General features: G+C 70.9%; 12 protein-coding genes. 3 read left to right on the forward strand and 9 right to left on the reverse strand.

The genetic code is table 11. The features are described from left to right. Positions 1–8: 8 nt before the first annotated feature. Positions 9–1,007 carry an AAA family ATPase gene (locus PKE78_RS13475; protein WP_271201418.1) on the reverse strand — a complete coding sequence of 333 codons (999 nt, stop codon included), beginning with the start codon at positions 1,005–1,007 and terminating at the stop codon, positions 9–11. Between the two features lie 242 nt (positions 1,008–1,249). On the opposite strand from PKE78_RS13475, the gene gnd reads away from it, so the two are divergent. Then, a complete protein-coding gene (gene gnd / locus PKE78_RS13480; protein ID WP_271201419.1) occupies positions 1,250–2,257 on the forward strand; it encodes a phosphogluconate dehydrogenase (NAD(+)-dependent, decarboxylating) in 1,008 nt (335 codons plus the stop codon). A 155-nt stretch (positions 2,258–2,412) separates the two neighbouring features. Here the strand turns inward: gnd and PKE78_RS13485 are convergent, their stop codons facing one another. The 8 genes from PKE78_RS13485 to PKE78_RS13520 all read right to left on the reverse strand — a co-directional run bounded on the left by PKE78_RS13485 (position 2,413) and on the right by PKE78_RS13520 (position 15,090). Beyond that, the gene (locus tag PKE78_RS13485) at positions 2,413–5,490 is read right to left on the reverse strand and encodes an efflux RND transporter permease subunit (RefSeq protein WP_271201420.1); all 3,078 of its coding nucleotides are present in this window, start codon (positions 5,488–5,490) and stop codon (positions 2,413–2,415) included. 157 nt (positions 5,491–5,647) lie between these two features. Then, complete coding sequence (locus tag PKE78_RS13490; RefSeq protein ID WP_271201421.1) at positions 5,648–8,755, reverse strand: efflux RND transporter permease subunit; 3,108 nt, start codon at positions 8,753–8,755, stop codon at positions 5,648–5,650. Between the two features lie 40 nt (positions 8,756–8,795). After that, positions 8,796–10,040: an efflux RND transporter periplasmic adaptor subunit gene (locus PKE78_RS13495; RefSeq protein WP_271201422.1), complete on the reverse strand. Its 1,245-nt coding sequence runs from the start codon at positions 10,038–10,040 to the stop codon at positions 8,796–8,798. After that, positions 10,037–11,482 carry an efflux transporter outer membrane subunit gene (locus tag PKE78_RS13500; RefSeq protein ID WP_271201423.1) on the reverse strand — a complete coding sequence of 482 codons (1,446 nt, stop codon included), beginning with the start codon at positions 11,480–11,482 and terminating at the stop codon, positions 10,037–10,039. The genes PKE78_RS13495 and PKE78_RS13500 overlap by 4 nt, the downstream gene beginning before the upstream one ends. A 165-nt stretch (positions 11,483–11,647) precedes the next feature. Further along, on the reverse strand, positions 11,648–12,397 hold the full coding sequence (locus PKE78_RS13505; protein ID WP_271201424.1) for an HAD-IA family hydrolase: 750 nt from the start codon (positions 12,395–12,397) through the stop codon (positions 11,648–11,650). Between the two features lies 1 nt (position 12,398). After that, positions 12,399–13,067 carry a ribulose-phosphate 3-epimerase gene (gene rpe, locus PKE78_RS13510; protein ID WP_271201425.1) on the reverse strand — a complete coding sequence of 223 codons (669 nt, stop codon included), beginning with the start codon at positions 13,065–13,067 and terminating at the stop codon, positions 12,399–12,401. A gap of 86 nt (positions 13,068–13,153) precedes the next feature. Beyond that, entirely contained in the window at positions 13,154–14,038 is an 885-nt protein-coding gene (locus PKE78_RS13515; RefSeq protein WP_271201426.1) for a phosphoribulokinase, read from the reverse strand. Between the two features lie 20 nt (positions 14,039–14,058). Continuing rightward, positions 14,059–15,090: a class 1 fructose-bisphosphatase gene (locus PKE78_RS13520; RefSeq protein WP_271201427.1), complete on the reverse strand. Its 1,032-nt coding sequence runs from the start codon at positions 15,088–15,090 to the stop codon at positions 14,059–14,061. A gap of 141 nt (positions 15,091–15,231) precedes the next feature. Between PKE78_RS13520 and PKE78_RS13525 the strand changes: the two genes are divergently transcribed. Then, positions 15,232–16,161, forward strand: a complete 930-nt coding sequence (locus tag PKE78_RS13525; RefSeq protein WP_271201428.1) for a LysR family transcriptional regulator — start codon at positions 15,232–15,234, stop codon at positions 16,159–16,161. Between the two features lie 74 nt (positions 16,162–16,235). Next, positions 16,236–16,592, forward strand: coding sequence for a response regulator (locus PKE78_RS13530; RefSeq protein WP_271201429.1), 357 nt, complete (start codon positions 16,236–16,238; stop codon positions 16,590–16,592). The last annotated feature ends 14 nt before the right edge of the window (positions 16,593–16,606 follow it).

Consider the following 16,606-nt stretch of genomic DNA (forward strand, 5'->3'; position numbering starts at 1 on the left):
CGCCGCGCTCAGAGCGGACGGACGGCGTCGAGCAGCGGCGCGACCAGGTCGCGCGCCGTCCGGCCGTCCGCGGCCGCCCGCCACGTCAGCACCAGGCGGTGCGCCAGCGTGTCGGCGGCGAGTTCGGCGACGTCGTCGGGCGTGGCGTGGTCGCGGCCCTCGAGATAGGCGCGCGCCTTGGCGGCGGCGGCGAGCGAGAGCGTGCCGCGCGGCGAGACCGGATACTCGATCGCCCGGCGCACCTCGGGGACGACGTCGGCCTCGCGCGTCGCCGAGACGATGCGCACGATGTAGTCCTTGAGCGCCGGAGCGAGGTGCACGTTCGCCACGTCGCGGCGGGCGCGGCGGACCTCGTCGGCCGAGAGCTTCAGCGGCATGGCGTCCTCGCCGCCGATCGTCTCGCGCTCGACGAGATCGAGAATCCTCCGCTCCGAGGCTGCGTCGGGCAGTCCCACGACCACATGCAGCAGGAAACGGTCGAGCTGGGCCTCCGGCAGCGGGAAGGTGCCCTCGTGCTCGATCGGGTTCTGGGTCGCCACCACCATGAACGGATCGGGGAGCGGATAGGTGGCCGAACCCGCCGTGACCTGCCGCTCGGCCATGGCCTCGAGAAGGGCGGACTGCACCTTCGGGGGGGCGCGGTTGATCTCGTCCACCAGCACCAGCGAATGGAACAGCGGGCCGGCGAGGAATTCGAAACGGCCCTGGTCGGGCCGCCACACGGTCGTGCCGGTCAGGTCCGCCGGCATCAGGTCCGGCGTGCACTGGATGCGCGCGAAGGAGGAGTCGAGGCCCGCCGACAGCCGCTTGACGGCGCGGGTCTTGGCGAGGCCGGGCGCGCCTTCGACCAGCACGTGGCCGCCGGTGAGCAGGCCTATGAGCAGGCGTTCGATCAGCGCGCCGGAGCCGATCAGCCCGGCTTCGAGCCCCCGGCGAAGCTGGCCGACCCGCTCCCGAATCGCGAGATCGGCGACCGCGGCCGCCGGCGCGGCGTCGTGCGCGTTCATGCCCCTGCGGCCCGGCGGCCGCGCGGCGGTTCGCTCGAATTCATGATTCCTCCGGAACGCCCTTATTATTCATGATTATTTTGTCGCCGCGGCGATCTCGCCCGTTCTTCCCGGCGGCGTCAATCCTGGCGGATGGTCGATACGGCGCCGAACGCATGCCAGATCTGCGTGAGCGCTCTCGACGTGGCCGCGGGAGGGGTTATCTCCGGTCGCGCCAATGGCGAGCAGAATGAGGAGCAGCCATGAAGATCGGAGTCGTCGGCCTCGGCCGCATGGGCGGCAACATCGCCCGCCGCCTGATGGACAAGGGCCACGACTGCGTCGTGTTCGACGTCTCGGCGACGGCCGTCGACACGCTCGCCGCCGACGGGGCGGCGCCGGCGCGTTCGCTCGCCGAGCTCGCGGCCGCGCTGCCGTCGCCGCGCGCGGTGTGGGTCATGCTGCCCGAGGGCGAGATCACCGAGAATGCGGTGTCGGAGCTGCTCGCGGGGCTCGATCCCGACGACGTGGTCATCGACGGCGGCAACACCTTCTACAAGGACGACGTCCGCCGCGCGAAGGCGTTCGCCGACAAGGGCCTGCACTATGTCGACGTCGGCACGTCCGGCGGGGTCTGGGGCCGGGAGCGCGGCTACTGCCTGATGATCGGCGGCGACAAGGCCGCGGTCGACCGGCTCGACCCGATCTTCGCCGCGCTCGCGCCGGGCGCCGGCTCGATCGACCCGACGCCGCAGCGCGAGGGCCGCGATCCGCGCGTGGAGCAGGGCTACATGCACTGCGGCCCGGTGGGCTCGGGCCACTTCGTGAAGATGATCCACAACGGCATCGAGTACGGCCTGATGCAGGCTTACGCAGAAGGCTTCGACATCATCCGCGGCAAGGCCTCGGCCGAGCTGCCGGAGGACCGCCGCTTCGACATCGACGTGGCCGACGTCGCGGAGCTGTGGCGGCGCGGCAGCGTGGTGTCGTCCTGGCTGCTCGACCTGACCGCGACGGCGCTCGCCGCCGATCCGCATCTCGACGGCTTCGAGGGCCGCGTCGCCGATTCGGGCGAGGGGCGCTGGACCATCGAGGCCGCGATCGAGGAGGCTGTGCCGGCCGACGTGCTGGCGGCGGCGCTGTTCGCCCGGTTCCGCTCGCGCGTCGCGCATCCGTTCTCCGACCGCTTGCTGTCGGCGATGCGGTTCCAGTTCGGCGGCCACAAGGAGCCGCCCGTCAGCGTCGGCGAGGAAACGAAGACGCGGACGTAGGCGGCGGACGTCGTCATCCCGGCCAAGCGGCGGAGGTCGCGCCGAGCCGGGATCGCTCTCCGGACAAGACGGCGCCCCGTTTTTTCTGCTGAGCGACTCCGATCCTGAGGACGGTCCCGGATCGGCCTCCGGCCGTCCGGGATGACGCCTTGGCGTCATTCCGCCGGCTGAGGCGCGGCGTCGGGTCTTGCGGGGCGGCGCCGGCGCAGCCGGTCGAGCAGCAGGTAGATCGCGGGCGTGGTGTAGAGCGTCAGCGCCTGGCTCACGATCAGCCCGCCAACGATGGTGATCCCCAGCGGCCGGCGCAGCTCCGATCCCGGCCCCTCGCCGAAGGCGAGCGGCAGCGCGCCCAGCAGCGCCGCGAAGGTCGTCATCAGGATCGGCCGAAAGCGCGCCCGCGCCGCCTCGACGATCGCCGCGCGCGGCGTCAGCCCCCGCGCGCGCTCGGCCTCGAGCGCGAAGTCGACCAGCATGATGCCGTTTTTCTTCACCAGCCCGATCAGCAGAATGATGCCGATCAACGCGATCAGGTTGAGGTCGGTGCCGGCGATCTGGAGCGCGATCAGCGCGCCCAGCCCAGCCGGCGGCAGGGTCGACAGGATCGTAATGGGGTGGACGTAGCTCTCGTAGAGCACGCCCAGCACGATGTAGATCGCCACCAGCGCGAGCAGGATGGTCACCTGCTGGTCGCGGGCCGCGGCCGCGAGCTCGGCGGCGTTGCCGGCGAACTCGGCGTTGACGCCGTCCGGCAGCCGCATCTCCGCGACCGCGGCGGAGACCGCGTCGGTCGCGGCGCCGGCCGAGGCGTTCGGCGCGACGTCGTAGGTGATGGTGATCGCGGGGTACTGGCCCTGATGGTTGACCTGAAGCGGCGCCGTGCGCCGCGTCATCGAGGCGATCGTCGACAGCGGAACCTGTTGGCCGTCCGCGGTCGGCACGTGCAGCTTCAGCACGTCGCCGGGGTCGCGCGCGGCGTCCCGCGCGACCTCGATCACGACGCGGTACTGGTTGCGGGTCCCGTAGATCACCGAGATCTGGCGCTGCGCGAAGGCGGTGTTCAGCGCCGCGTCGATCGCGCTCATGGTCACGCCGACGCGCGCCGCGGCGTCCCGGTCGATGTCGAGCCGGAGTTCGATGCCGTTGGCCTCGCGGTCGGTCGCCACGTCGCGGAGGCCTGTAAGCTGGGACAGCCGCTGCACCACCCGCGGCGCGGTCTGCTGCAGCAGCTCGATGTCGGAGGACCACAGCGTGAACTGGTACTGGGAGCGGCCTTCGCGAGCCCCGGCGCGAATCTCCTGCTGGGCGTTCAGGAACACCCTGAGGCCCGGAATCTCCGACAGCGGCTTGCGCAGGCGCTCGATGACCGCGCGCGCCGGCGGCCGTTCGTCGAGCGGCTTCAGCACCACCTGGATGCGGCCCTGATTGGTGGAGTTGCGGCCTCCGCCGACCGAGGGCGCGACCGACTCGACGGCGGGGTCGGCCGCGATCAGCTCCGCCGCCTTGAGCTGGAGCGCCGACATGGCCTCGAACGACACGTCCGGCGCGGCCTGGGTGAAGGCCTGCAGCATGCCGGTGTCGTCCTGCGGGAAGAAACCCTTGGGCGTGACGATGTAGAGATGGACGGACCAGATCACGGCCGCGACCACGAGCGCCGCCATCAGCCACGGAACCCGCATCGCGATGTCGAGCGAGCGGGCGTAGGCGTCGGCGACGCGCGCGACGACGCCGCGCCGGCCTTCCCGCTGCGGCGGCTCGGCCTTCAGCAGGCGGCTGCAGATCATCGGAACGACGGTGAGCGACACGAGGGTCGAGACCGCGATCGCGAACACCAGCGTGAGCGAGAACTCGAAGAACATCCGCCCCGCGAGCCCCTGCAGGAACAGCAGCGGCGTGAAGGCGGCGGCGAGCGAGACCGAGATCGCGATCACGGTGAAGGCGATCTCGCGGGCGCCCGCCAGGGCGGCCTCCATCGGCGACAGGCCGCGCTCCAGGTTGCGGTAGGCGTTCTCGATCATGACGATGGCGTCGTCGACCACGAAGCCGACCGCGACCGCCAGCGCCATCAGCGACAGGTTGTCGATCGAGAAGCCGCAGATCCACATGCCGGCGAAGGCGCCGGCGAGCGAAAGCGGCACCGTGACCGCCGCGGCGAAGGTGGGGGCCGCGCGCTTCAGGAAGGCGAACACCACCAGCATCACCAGCGCGATCGAGAGCAGCAGCGTGAGCCGCATGTCGGCGACGCTTGCGCGGATCGTGGTGGTGCGGTCGGCGAGCACTGTCACGTCGATCGCGGCGGGTATCCAGCGCGACAGCTCCGGCAGGATCGCCTTCACGCCGTCGACCGTCTCGAGCACGTTGGCGTCGGGCTGTTTGGTGATCGAGACCAGCACGGCGGGCTTGCCGTTGTACCAGCCGGCGGACAAAGAGTTGCGGGTGCCCTCCGCGACCTCCGCCACGTCGCCGAGCCGGACCGCCGCGCCGTTCGCCATCCGCACCACGATGTCCCGGTAGCGCGCGGGCGAGGCGCCGAGCTCGCCGTCGAAGGCGATCGCCATCGAGCGGTCGTCGCTGTCGATCGAGCCCACCGGCGACAGCACGTTGGCGCTCGCGATTGCCGCGCGGACGTCGTCGACCGAAAGCCCCATGGCGGCGAGCCGCACCGTATCGAGCCGCACCCGCACCGCCGGCTGTTCGGCGCCGGCGGCGCTCGCCTCGCCGACGCCCGCGACCTGGCTGAGCCGCTGCACCAGCACGGTGTCGGCGGCGTCGTAGATGCGGCTCGCCGGCAGCGTGTCGGAGGTGAGGGCGAGCACCATCACCGGCGAGGCGGCGGGGTTGATCTTCCGGAAGGTCGGCTCGCTCGGCATGTCGGACGGCAGGTCGACCGCCGCCGCGCTGAGCGCGGCCTGCACGTCGCGGGCGGCGTCGTCGATGTTGCGGCCGAGGTCGAACTGGATGGCGATCCGCGCCGAGCCCAGCGATGACACCGAGGTCAGCTCCGTCACGCCGGCGATGGCGCCGAGCGAGCGTTCAAGCGGAGCCGCGACCGTCGCCGCCATGATCGAGGGATCGGCGCCCGGCCGGCTCGCCTGCACGAAGATGACGGGAAACTCGACGTTCGGCAGGCTCGCGACCGGCAGCCGGACATAGGCCGCGAAGCCGATCAGCAGCAGCGCGATCGCGAGCAGCGTGGTCCCGACCGGCCGGCGGATGAAGGGGTCGGAGAAGGACATGGCTATGTCTCTCCCGGCGATCGCGCGCAAGGATTGAGACGAAGCCCGTCATGGTCCGGCTTGACCGGACCATCCGTGTCCGACGTCGAGCGCCACGTCGCCGATGGGTCCTCCGGTCGAGCCCAAGGACGACGCGGCGCTTGTTGTTGTTGCCCGTTCATTCCGCCGGCTCCGCCGCAGGGGCCGGGCGGCGGTCTCCCGTCACCGCGGCGCGCAGGCGCTCCATGGCGAGGTAGACCACGGGCGTGGTGTAGAGCGTCAAAAGCTGGCTGAGGATCAGGCCGCCTATGATGGTGACGCCGAGCGGGATGCGCAGCTCGGCGCCCGGTCCCGTCGCGAGCGCGAGCGGCAGGGCGCCGAGCAGCGCGGCGAGCGTCGTCATCATGATCGGCCGGAAGCGCAAGGCCGCCGCCTCGAAGATCGACTCCTCCGGCGACAGGCCGCGCGTGCGCTCCGCCTCCAGCGCGAAGTCGATCATCATGATCGCGTTCTTCTTCACGATGCCCATCAGCAGGATGATGCCGATCAGCGCGATCACCGAGAGGTCGAGCCGGAACAGCTCGAGCGCGATCAGCGCGCCGACGCCGGCGGAGGGCAGGGTGGAGAGGATCGTGAACGGGTGGACGAAGCTCTCGTAGAGCACGCCCAGCACGATGTAGATCGCGATGATCGCGGCCAGCACGAGCCAGGGCTGGCCGGCGAGCGATTCCGCGAACTCGGCCGCGTCGCCCGAAAACTTGCCGACGACCGTCTGCGGCAGCGCGATGTCGGCCTCGGCTCGCTCGATCGCCGCGACCGCTTCGCTCAGCGAGGCTTCGGGCGCGAGGTCGAAGGAGATCGTGATCGCGGGGAATTGCTCCTCGTTCGCGACCAGCAGGTCGGCGGGCTCGAGCGTCACCCGTGCGACCGCGGAGAGCGGCGCCTGCGCGCCGGAGCTGGTCGCGACGTAGAGACGCCCGATCGCGGCCGGGTCCTTCTGCTGGTGCGGCGCCGCCTCCAGAATGACGCGGTACTGGTTCGACTGGCCGTAGATCGTCGAGATCTGGCGCTGGCCGAAGGCGTCGTGCAGCGCGTCCGCGACCGCCTGGGCCGTGACCCCGAGACGGCCGGCGTCGAGCCGGTCGATCGCGACCCGCGCCTGCAGGCCGCCGGGGCGAGCGTCCGAGCCGACGTTGCGCAGGCTCGGCTCCGCCTGCAGCCGCTCGACGAGGCGCGCCGCCTGCCGCGCCAGCTCCTTCGCGTCGGAGTCGGTCAGCGTGTACTGGTAGCGGGCGCGGCTGGCGCGCGTGCTGATCTGCAGATCCTGCACCGCCTGGAACACGACGGAGACGCCGGCGATCGGCCGCACCGCCTCCTGCAGCCGCGAGATGATCGCCGCGGCGTCGGCGTCGCGCTCGTCGTGGGGCTGGAGCACGATCGACAGCCGGCCCGCGTTCGGCGTCGGCGTCTGCTCGCCGACCCCGAGCACGGAGACCACCGAGCGCACGGCCGGGTCCTCCCGCACCGCGGCGACCACCGCGCCGTCGAGGCGCTGCAGCTCGACAAAGGAGACGTCCTGGCCAGCCTCCATGGTGGCGGTGATCAGGCCGGCGTCCTGCTCCGGCAGGAAGCCCTTCGGGGCGATCACGTAGAGCCAGCCGGTCGCGAGCAGGGTCGCCAGCGTGGCGAGCAGGGTGAGCCCCTGATGGCGCAGCACGACCCGCAGCGAGGCCTTGTAGCGCTCGACCACCCAGGTCGTCGTCCGTTCGGCGGCGCGGCCGAGGCGGGAGCCTTCGCCGCCGGGCGCATGGGGCTTCAGCAGGCGCGCGCACATCATCGGCGTCAGCGTCAGCGAGATCACCATCGAGACGATCACGGCGATGGTCAGCGTCGCGGCGAACTCCCGGAACACCCGGCCGATCAGCCCGCTCATGAACAGCAGCGGGATGAACACCGCGATCAGCGAGGCGGTGAGCGACACGATCGTGAAGCCGATCTCGCGCGCGCCGTCATAGGCCGCCTTCATCGGCGAGGCGCCTTCCTCGATGTGGCGGGCGATGTTCTCGATCATGACGATGGCGTCGTCGACCACGAAGCCGGCGCCGACCACGAGCGCCATCAGCGACAGGTTGTCGAGCGAGAAGCCGAACGCCCACATCACCGCGAAGCTCGCCACCAGCGACAGCGGCAGCGCGACGCCCGCGATCAGCGTGGCGCGGAAGGTGCGCAGGAACACGAGCACCACCAGCACGATCAGCGCGACCGACAGGCCGAGCGTGATCTCGACCTCGTGGATCGAGGCGCGGATGGTGTCCGTGCGGTCGTCGACCACGTCGAGCTGGACGCCGGCCGGCATGGCGCGCTGAAGCTCGGGCAGGGCGCGGCGCAGCGACTCGACCGTCGCGACCGTGTTGGCGCCGGGCTGACGCAGCACGTCGATGACGATCGCCGGGCGGCCGTTGAAACTCGCCGCGACATTGACGTCCTCGAGCCCGTTCACGACTTCGGCCACGTCGCGCAGCCGCACAGGCGCCCCGTTCGTGGTCGCGATCACGATCTTGCGGTAGGCCTCGGCGGTCTCGATCTGGTCGTTGGCGGAGATGGTGAAGGACTGCCGCACGCCGTCGATCGAACCCTTCGGCCCGGAGGTGTTGGCGGCGGTGATCGCGGTCCGGATGGTCTCGAGGCTGAGCCCGTAGGCGGCGAGCCGGGGAATGTCCGCCTGCACGCGGATCGCCGGCTTGACGCCGCCGCCCACCGTGACCCGGCCGACGCCGACCACCTCCGCAAGCCGCTGCGCCACCAGCGTGTCCGCGAGGTCGGACACCTCCCGCATCGGAATCGTCGGCGAGGTCAGCGCAATGGTGAGCACCGGCGTGTTGGCGGGGTTCACCTTCGAGAAGGTCGGGGGGTAGGGCAGGTCGCGCGGCAGCGTCGAGTTCGCCGCGTTGATCGCGGCCTGCACGTCCTGCGCCGCGCCGTCGATGTCGCGGTCGAGATCGAAGCGGAGCGTGATCTGGCTGCGCCCGAACGAACTCGTCGAGGTCATCGCGCTCAGCGACGGGATCTGCCCGAGCTGCCGCTCCAGCGGCGCCGTCACCAGCGCGGCCATGGTCCGCGGATTGGCGCCCGGCAGCCGGGTGGAGACCTGGATGGTCGGGAAGTCGACCTGCGGCAGGGACGAAACCGGCAGCTTCCAGTAGCCGAGCAGCCCTGCGAGCAGCACGGCGATCGCGAGCAGCGTCGTCGCGACCGGGCGGGAGATGAAGGGCGCCGAGATGTTCATCGGCGCAGGCGGGTTGGACGCGAGGGGGCGGCCGGCGCGGTCATTGCGGCGCGCTGGCCCCATCGCCGCGCTGGTCGGCGCGCCGCCGCGGCCTTTCATCGGGCGTCGCGCCGACGGGGGCGCCGTCCGGCGCCGCGACCGCGACCTTGGCGCCGTCGCGAAGGCGCGTGAAGCCGGTCGTCACCACCGTCTCGCCGGCTTTCAGCCCGTCGCCGATGACGGCGAGCTCCGCGGTCTGGCGCGCGATCTTCACCGGGCGCTGCGCGACCGTCTGGTCCTCCTGCACCACGAACACGAACGGTCCGTCCGGCCCCTGCTGGACAGCGGCCCCGGGCGTCGTCACCGCGTCCTTCAGCGTGTCGACCGTCAGGCGCACGGTGGTGAACTGGCCCGGCCACAGCGCGAGCTCGGCGTTCGGGAACGTCGCCTTGAGCCGCACCGTGCCGGTGGCCTGGTCGACCTGGTTGTCGATGACGTCGAGCTTGCCCGCGTCGAGCGCCGCGGAGCCGTCGTCGGCGAGCGCGACCACGGGGACGGGGCCGCGCGCCAGCGCCCGCGTCACCGCGGCGATGTTCTGCTGCGGCAGGGTGAAGCTCGCCGAGATCGGCTTGAGCTGGGTGATGGTGACGATGCCGGTCGTCTCGCCGGCGGTGACGTAGTTGCCCTGGTCGACGCCGCGCACGCCGGTGCGGCCGGCGATCGGCGCGCGCACCACGGTGCGGTCGAGCGTGGCCTTGGCCTGATCGATGGTGGCCGCGTAGTAGCGCACCTGCGCCTCGAGCTGGGCCACGGTCGCGCGCGCGGTCTCGGCCTGCTGCTGCGAGCCGTAATCGTTCTTCGCCAGCCGCTCGTAGCGCTCGAAGTCGCGTCGGGCGTTGGCGAGCTGCGCCTCGAACTGCGCCTTCTGGGCGACCGCTTGATCGTACTGCGCCTGATAGGTGGCGGGATCGATGCGGGCGAGCGTGTCGCCGGCCGCGACGTCCTGGCCCTCGCGAAAATTCACCGAGATCAGGATGCCCTCGACCTGCGGGCGCACCGTGACGGTGTTGAGCGCCTGGAACGTGCCGACGCCTTCGAGCGTGACCGGCACGTCCTCCTGCTTCGCGGCGACCGCGATGACGGGGGTCGGCTGGTCGCCGAAGCCGCCGCCGCGCCGGCCGCCGCGGCGCACCTCCTGCTGCTGTTCGCCCGTGCCGCCGCCGATCAGCGTCGTGAGCTGGGGCCAGTACATCCAAGCCACGACGCCGAGCGCGGCCGCGAAGAGCGTCAGGAGAAGCCGTTTCATTTGGCGGCGCCTCCGACCGACTTGGCAAGGACCAGCGGATCGCCGCCGGCGGGCTTGCCCGAGGCCGCCCAGCCGCCGCCAAGCGCCTCGAACAGCGAGACCGAGGCCTGGAACCGCGCCAGCCGCACCGCGACGAGCTGATCCTGCGCGGAGAACAGCGTCTGCTGGACCGCGAGCACGGTGGTGACGTCGACCGCGCCTTCGCGGAGCTGCGCCTGCACGATGTCATAGGCCTCGCGGGCGCTTTTCACGGCCGCCTGCTGCAGCCGCTCCTGCTCGGCGGTCTTGCGCACCGCGATCAGGGCGTTCTCCACGTCCACGAAGGACTGCACGGCGGCCCGGCGATAGGCGATCAGGTTCTCGCGGTAGCGGCCGGTGGCGAGGTCGAGGTTGCCCGGCAGCGAGGCGTCGAGCAGAGGCTGGGTCAGCCCGGCGCCGAGCGAGTAGAACGTCGACTGCGAGCCGAACAGCGAGCGCAGCGCCACGCTCTCGAAGCCGCCCTGCGCGGTGAGGTTGATCGCCGGCAGGAAGGCGGCGCGGGCGGAGGTGACGTCGTTGTCGGTCGCGGCGAGGTTCGCCTCCGCCTCGCGCACGTCGGGCCGGCGGGCGAGCACGGCGGCCGGGATGCCCGGCGCGACCTTCGGCGTCCTGAGGCTCGCGAGCCGTCCGCCCTTGATGTCCACACGGACCGGCGGGCGCCCGAGCAGCAGGGCGATGGCGGTCTCGTTGGTGCGGATCTCCTGCTCGATCTCGGGGATCGTCGCTTTCTGCTGGTCGAGCACGCTGCGCTGCTGGGCGCGGTCGAGCGCGTTCGCGGTGCCGACGTCAAGCCGCGCCTGGATGGCGTCGAAGATGGTCTGGGCGCTGCGGACGTTGCTGTGGGCGATGGCGAGGCGCTCCTGCGCCGCCATCAGCGCGAAATAGGTGTTGGCGACGCTGGTCACCACGCCGAGCGCCACCACCTCCTCGGCGAAACGGGCGGAGACGGCTGAGGCCTGCGCCGAACGCACGGTCGCGCGGTTCCGGCCCCAGAAATCGAGCTCGTAGCTGGCGGAGGCGGCAGTCTGAAATCCGCCGACCGCGCGCGCTCCTGGGCCGGATGACTTCTGCAGCTGGGTGTCGCCTGTCGCCTGCAGGAACGGGATCAGCGACGCGCCATTGATGCGCACCTGGGCGTCGGCCTGCTCGATGCGCGCCTTGGCGGCGTCGATGTCCTGGTTCTCGCGCTCCGCGGTCTGGATCAGCGACGTCAGCTCCGAGGAGCCGAAGCCGCGCCACCAGTCGGCCGCAGGCCAGACGGCTCGCGCGCCGCGATCGTCCTTCCAGCGCGCAGGCGCGTCGATCCCGAGCGCGGGCCGGCTCCAGCCGTCCGCGCAGCCCGAGAGGGCGAGCGTCGCGCCAAGCGCCGCGGCGAGCTTCGTGACAGGTGGAATGCTGCGCAAATGCCGATCTCGTGCTTGGGCGTCGTCACGCCCTTCATGCCACAACCCCGCGCCTCGGGCAGTCGCGCGGAGGCGACAGGCGGGGATGGTCGGCGGGCCTTTCACGACGGCGGACGCGGTTCCCTTCGCGGCCGCCGGAACAAATTCCGTGCGTCCGAAAAGCCTTCAGCTCGGCGCGAGGGATTTCAGCAGATCGACGGTCACGAGCGAGCGGCCGGCGCCCTTGCCGGCGATGTGCCGCGCCGGGGCGTCGGGCTCGCCGAGCGAGGAGAACACCGCGTCGGCCGCGCCGACGTCCTGGCCCTCGCTGTAGAAGCTCGGCGTGACCAGGGTGGCGAGGCCGGCGGCCTTCGCGGCCCGGAGCCCTTCGGCCGTGTCCTCGATCGCGACCGCGCGCGCCGGGTCAAGCGCAAGACGCTCGAGCGCGAGGAGAAAGATGTCGGGCGCGGGCTTCTTCGCCGGCGCCGAGTCGCCGGCCGCGATCGCCTCGAACAGCTCCGTCGCGCCGGGTCCAAGCGTCGAGACCAGCAGCGCCTCGACGTTGGGCAGGCTGGTGGTGGTGGCGATCGCGAGCCTGAGCTTCGCCGCCCGCGCCTCGGCGATCAGCCGCGCCACGCCGGGTCGGAGCCGGACCGAGCCGGCGCGCGCCATGGCGCCGTAGCGGGCGTTCTTCGCGGCGTGGATCTCGTCGAGCCGGGCGAGCGCGGCGTCGGCGCGCTCCGGCCGGTCATGCTCGATGAAGTGGCGAAGCCGCTCCTTGCCGCCCATGACCCGCAACAGGCGGCGGTAGGTCGGCTGGTCCCAGAACCAAGGCAGGCCGAAGGCTGCGAAGGTCTCGTTCAGCGCCCGGCGGTGCGTCTCCTCCGTCTCGGCCAGCGTGCCGTCGACGTCGAAGATGACCGCCTCGAGCGGCATGTCAGCCGAGCGCCGCGTCGGCCGCCGCGCGTAGGGCGGCGATGTTGCCGGCGTAGGCGTTTCGGCCGTTCTTGAACACGGCCGAGCCCGCCACCAGCACGTCCGCGCCGGCCGTCACGCAGGCGCCCGCCGTCTCCGGCGTGACGCCGCCGTCGATCTCGATGTGGATCGGCCGGTCGCCGACCATCGCCTTCAGCCGCTCGATCTTCGCGATCATGCCGGGGATGAAGGCCTGCCCGCCGAAGCCCGGATTAACCGTCATCACGCAGATGAGGTCGATCTTGTCGAGCACGTATTCGATCGCGCTTTCCGGCGTGCCGGGGTTGATCGCGACGCCCGCCTTCTTGCCGAGCGAACGGATGAACTGCAGCGAGCGGTCGAGGTGCGGCCCGGCTTCGGCGTGCACCGTGATCACGTCGCAGCCGGCCTTGGCGAAGGCTTCGAGATAGGGATCCGCGGGCGCGATCATCAGATGGCAGTCGAACGTGGCGTCGGTCCAGGGCCGAAGCCGCTTCACCACATCGGGGCCGAAGGTGATGTTCGGCACGAAATGGCCGTCCATCACGTCGAGATGCACCCAGTCGGCGCCGGCCTCGATCGCGTCGCGGGTCTCTTCGCCGAGACGGGAGAAGTCCGAGGCGAGAATGGAGGGCGCGATGAGGACGGACATGCTTGGAACCATGCGATTGCTGCGGCGCGGCATTCCTGTAGACCGCAACCGCGCCGGCGTACAGACCGAACGCGCAGGCCGCCGGTTCAGCCGCCCGCGAGCGCCCGGCGCCGCTTCTCCACCAGACTGAGGATCATGGGCGTCAGGATGAGCTGCATCGCGAGATCGAGCTTGCCGCCGGGAATGACGATCGAGTTGGCGCGCGACATGAAGCTGTTCGGCACCATCGACAGCAGATACGGAAAATCGATGCCGTGCGGATCGCGGAAGCGGATCACCACCATGGATTCGTCCGCGGTTGGGATCGCCCGCGCGATGAACGGGTTCGAGGTGTCGACGGTCGGGATGCGCTGGAAGTTGATGTCGGTCGCGGTGTACTGCGGGCAGATGTACTTCACGTAGTCCGGCATGCGCCGCAGGATCGTCTCGGTGACGTCGGCGGCGGAATAGCCGCGCTCGCTGCGGTCGCGGTGGATCTTCTGGATCCATTCGAGATTGATGACCGGCACCACCCCGATCTTGAGGTCGGCGAAGCGCGCGGTGTCGACGCCGTCGGCGATGACGGCGCCGTGCAGGCCCTCATAGAACAGCAGGTCGGTCGGGGAGGGCAGGTCCTCCCAGTCTGTGAAAGAGCCTATGGGTGCCCCGTAGCGCTCCGCCTCGGCGGCGTCGTGGATGTAGTTTCGGCTGCGGCCCTGGCCGGTGGCGGCGTAGGTGGCGAAGGTCTGTTCGAGGTCCTCGAGCAGGTTCGCCTCATGGCCGAAATGGCTGAAGTGGTGGTCGCCGGCGGCCTCCGCCTCCCGCGCCCGCCGCTTCATGCCGGCGCGGTCGAATTTGTGGAACGCGTCGCCCTGAATGAAGGCGGGCGTGATGTGCTCCCGCCGGAAGATCTGTTCGAACGTCGCCCGCACCGAGGTGGTGCCGGCGCCGGAGGATCCGGTGACCGAGATGATCGGGTGGCGGGTCGACATCGCCCCTCAGCCCGCGAGGGTCACGCGAGGAACAGCCCGCGCTTGGCGAACAGCGGCGAACGGCGCGGCGGGTCGGCGTAGTAGCGGCCGACGCGCTCGATCTCCTCGATCGAGCCGCAGAGCAGCGGCGAGCGCACGTGGAGCGAGGCCGGCTCGATCTCGAGGATGCGGCGCTGGCCGTCGGTCGCGGCGCCGCCGGCCTGCTCGCACACGAAGGCGATCGGGTTGCACTCGTAGACGAGGCGCAGCCGGCCGGAGCCGTAGCCCTGGCGCGCGTCGCCCGGATAGAGGTAGACGCCGCCGCGCACGAGAATGCGGAACACGTCGGCGACCAGCGATCCCACCCAGCGCATGTTGAAGTTCTTCTCGCGCGGCCCTTCGGCGCCGGCGAGGCAGTCCGCCACATAGGCCTGGATCGCGTCGTCCCAGTGGCGCTGGTTCGAGGCGTTGATGGCGTATTCCTTGGTCTGCGGCGGGATCTTGATGTCCGCATGGGTGCGGATGAAGCGGCCGGAGGCGCGGTCCAGCATGAAGGCGTGCGCGCCTTCGCCAACGGTGAGCACCAGCGCGGTCGCCGGGCCGTAGACGATGAATCCGGCCGCGAGCTGGTTGGTCCCGGGCTGCGTGAACGAGGCGTCGCCGACGTTCGGCAGGATGCCGAACAGCGTGCCGATCGACACGTTTGTCTCGATGTTGGACGAGCCGTCGAGCGGGTCGATCGCCACCACGAGCGGGCGGCCGTCGTCGAAGACCACCTCGTCTTCCGCCTCTTCCGAGCCGATGCGGGCGACGGGCGAGTCCTTCAGAATGTCGACGGTGATGTCGTGGGTGCGGACGTCGAGCGCCTTCTGGGCGTCGCCGCCGGCGTTGGTCGCGTCGGTCTGGGCCGCCATCGCGCCCTCCAGCGCCCCGCGCCCCACGATCTCGGCGATCGCGACGCCGGCCTCGGTCAGCGCGCCGATCGTGCGGGCGACGGCCTCGCGAGTCGGATCGTTCGCGGCCCAGGCGGCGAGGTAGGCGTCGAGGGTCGTGTCGTCACTCACTGGCGTCATTCCCGTTTTGCGTCCGTCGCGCCCGACCATTCTGCACCGGGCCGCATCTGTGGCACAGGCCAGAACGGCGCGTTCAAATCAAGCAGATCGTCGTAGCGTGATTGCCCAGACTTATCGAACAACCTAAATGCTGATTTCAGCATGTCTGAAAATCTGCTCCGGTCCCTGACGCTGAAACAGCTCCGCGCTCTGGCGGCGGTGGCCGACACCGGTTCCGTGAGCGCGGCCGCGCGCCGGCTGACGGTCACGCCCCCGGCCGTCACTATGCAGGTCCAGCTTCTGGAGGCGGCGCTCGGCCTTCCCCTGCTTGACCGCAGCGGCGACCGCTTCCGGCCGACTGACGCCGGCCGGGAGGTCGCGGCCGCGGTCGCGACCATCGAGAGCGCGCTCCGCGACTGCGTCGCCGCCCTTGAGGCGATGAAGGGGCTCGACGGCGGGCGGGTGGGCGTCGCCGTGGTCTCCACCGCGAAGTACTTCGCGCCCATGGCGCTGGCGGCCTTCGCTCGGACCCATCCCGGCGTCGACGTCAGCCTTTCGGTCGGCAACCGCGCCGAGGTGATCGAGCTGTTGCGCGGCGACGCGGCCGACGTCGCGATCATGGGCCGCCCGCCCGAGGACCTCGACACCGACCAGGTGGTGATCGGCGACCATCCGCACCTAGTCATCGCCCCGCCGGGCCATCCGCTCGCCGCGCGCAAGCGCATGCCCGTGACGGCGCTGACCGGGCACACCTTCCTCATGCGCGAGCAGGGCTCCGGCACCCGCGGCCTGATGGAGCGCCTGTTCGAGCAGGACGGGGTGAAGCCGCGGATCGGCATGGAGATCAACTCCAACGAGACCATCAAGCAGGCGGTGATCGCGGGGCTCGGCCTCGCCTTCATCTCCGCCCACACCGTCGCGGCCGAGATCGCCGACGGCCGGGTCGTCCCGCTCGACGTGATCGGTCTGCCGATCATCCGGCAATGGTACGTCGTCCGCCGCGCCGGCAAACGACTGACGCCGCCGGCGACCGCGATGAACGCTTTCCTGTCCGAACGCGGCGCGGAGTTCCTGCCGCGGGTGGCCGAATGAGCCGGGAACCTTAGCCCGCTCCGAACGCTTAACCCCGGCGGTCGGCGTACGGACCGCTGGAGTCTCGGCGCGTCATGCGGGTGCTCATCGTCGAAGACGAACCCATAATCGCGATGGAGATCGAGGCCATAGTGCTTCAGATCCGACCGTCGGCCGAGATCGTCACGGCGATGTCCGTGCGCGAGGCCCTGCTCGCGGTCGAACGCGAACTCGACCTCGCCTTCCTCGACATCGACGTCACGGACGGCAAGACCTACGAGCTCGCGATCACGCTGCAGACGCGAAAAGTGCCTTTTACCTTCGTGACCGGCGCCGGCATGGCGGACGCGCCGCCCTGCCTGAAGGGCTCGGCGCTGGTCGCAAAGCCGTTCTCGCCGCTTGAAATCCTCCGCAGCATCGAGACGGCGGAAGCGGATCGCCACGAGGCCTGACGCCCAAGCGTCGC

Origin of the sequence: Methylopila turkensis, from assembly GCF_027922325.1 — a bacterium.
Lineage (GTDB): Bacteria > Pseudomonadota > Alphaproteobacteria > Rhizobiales > Methylopilaceae > Methylopila > Methylopila turkensis.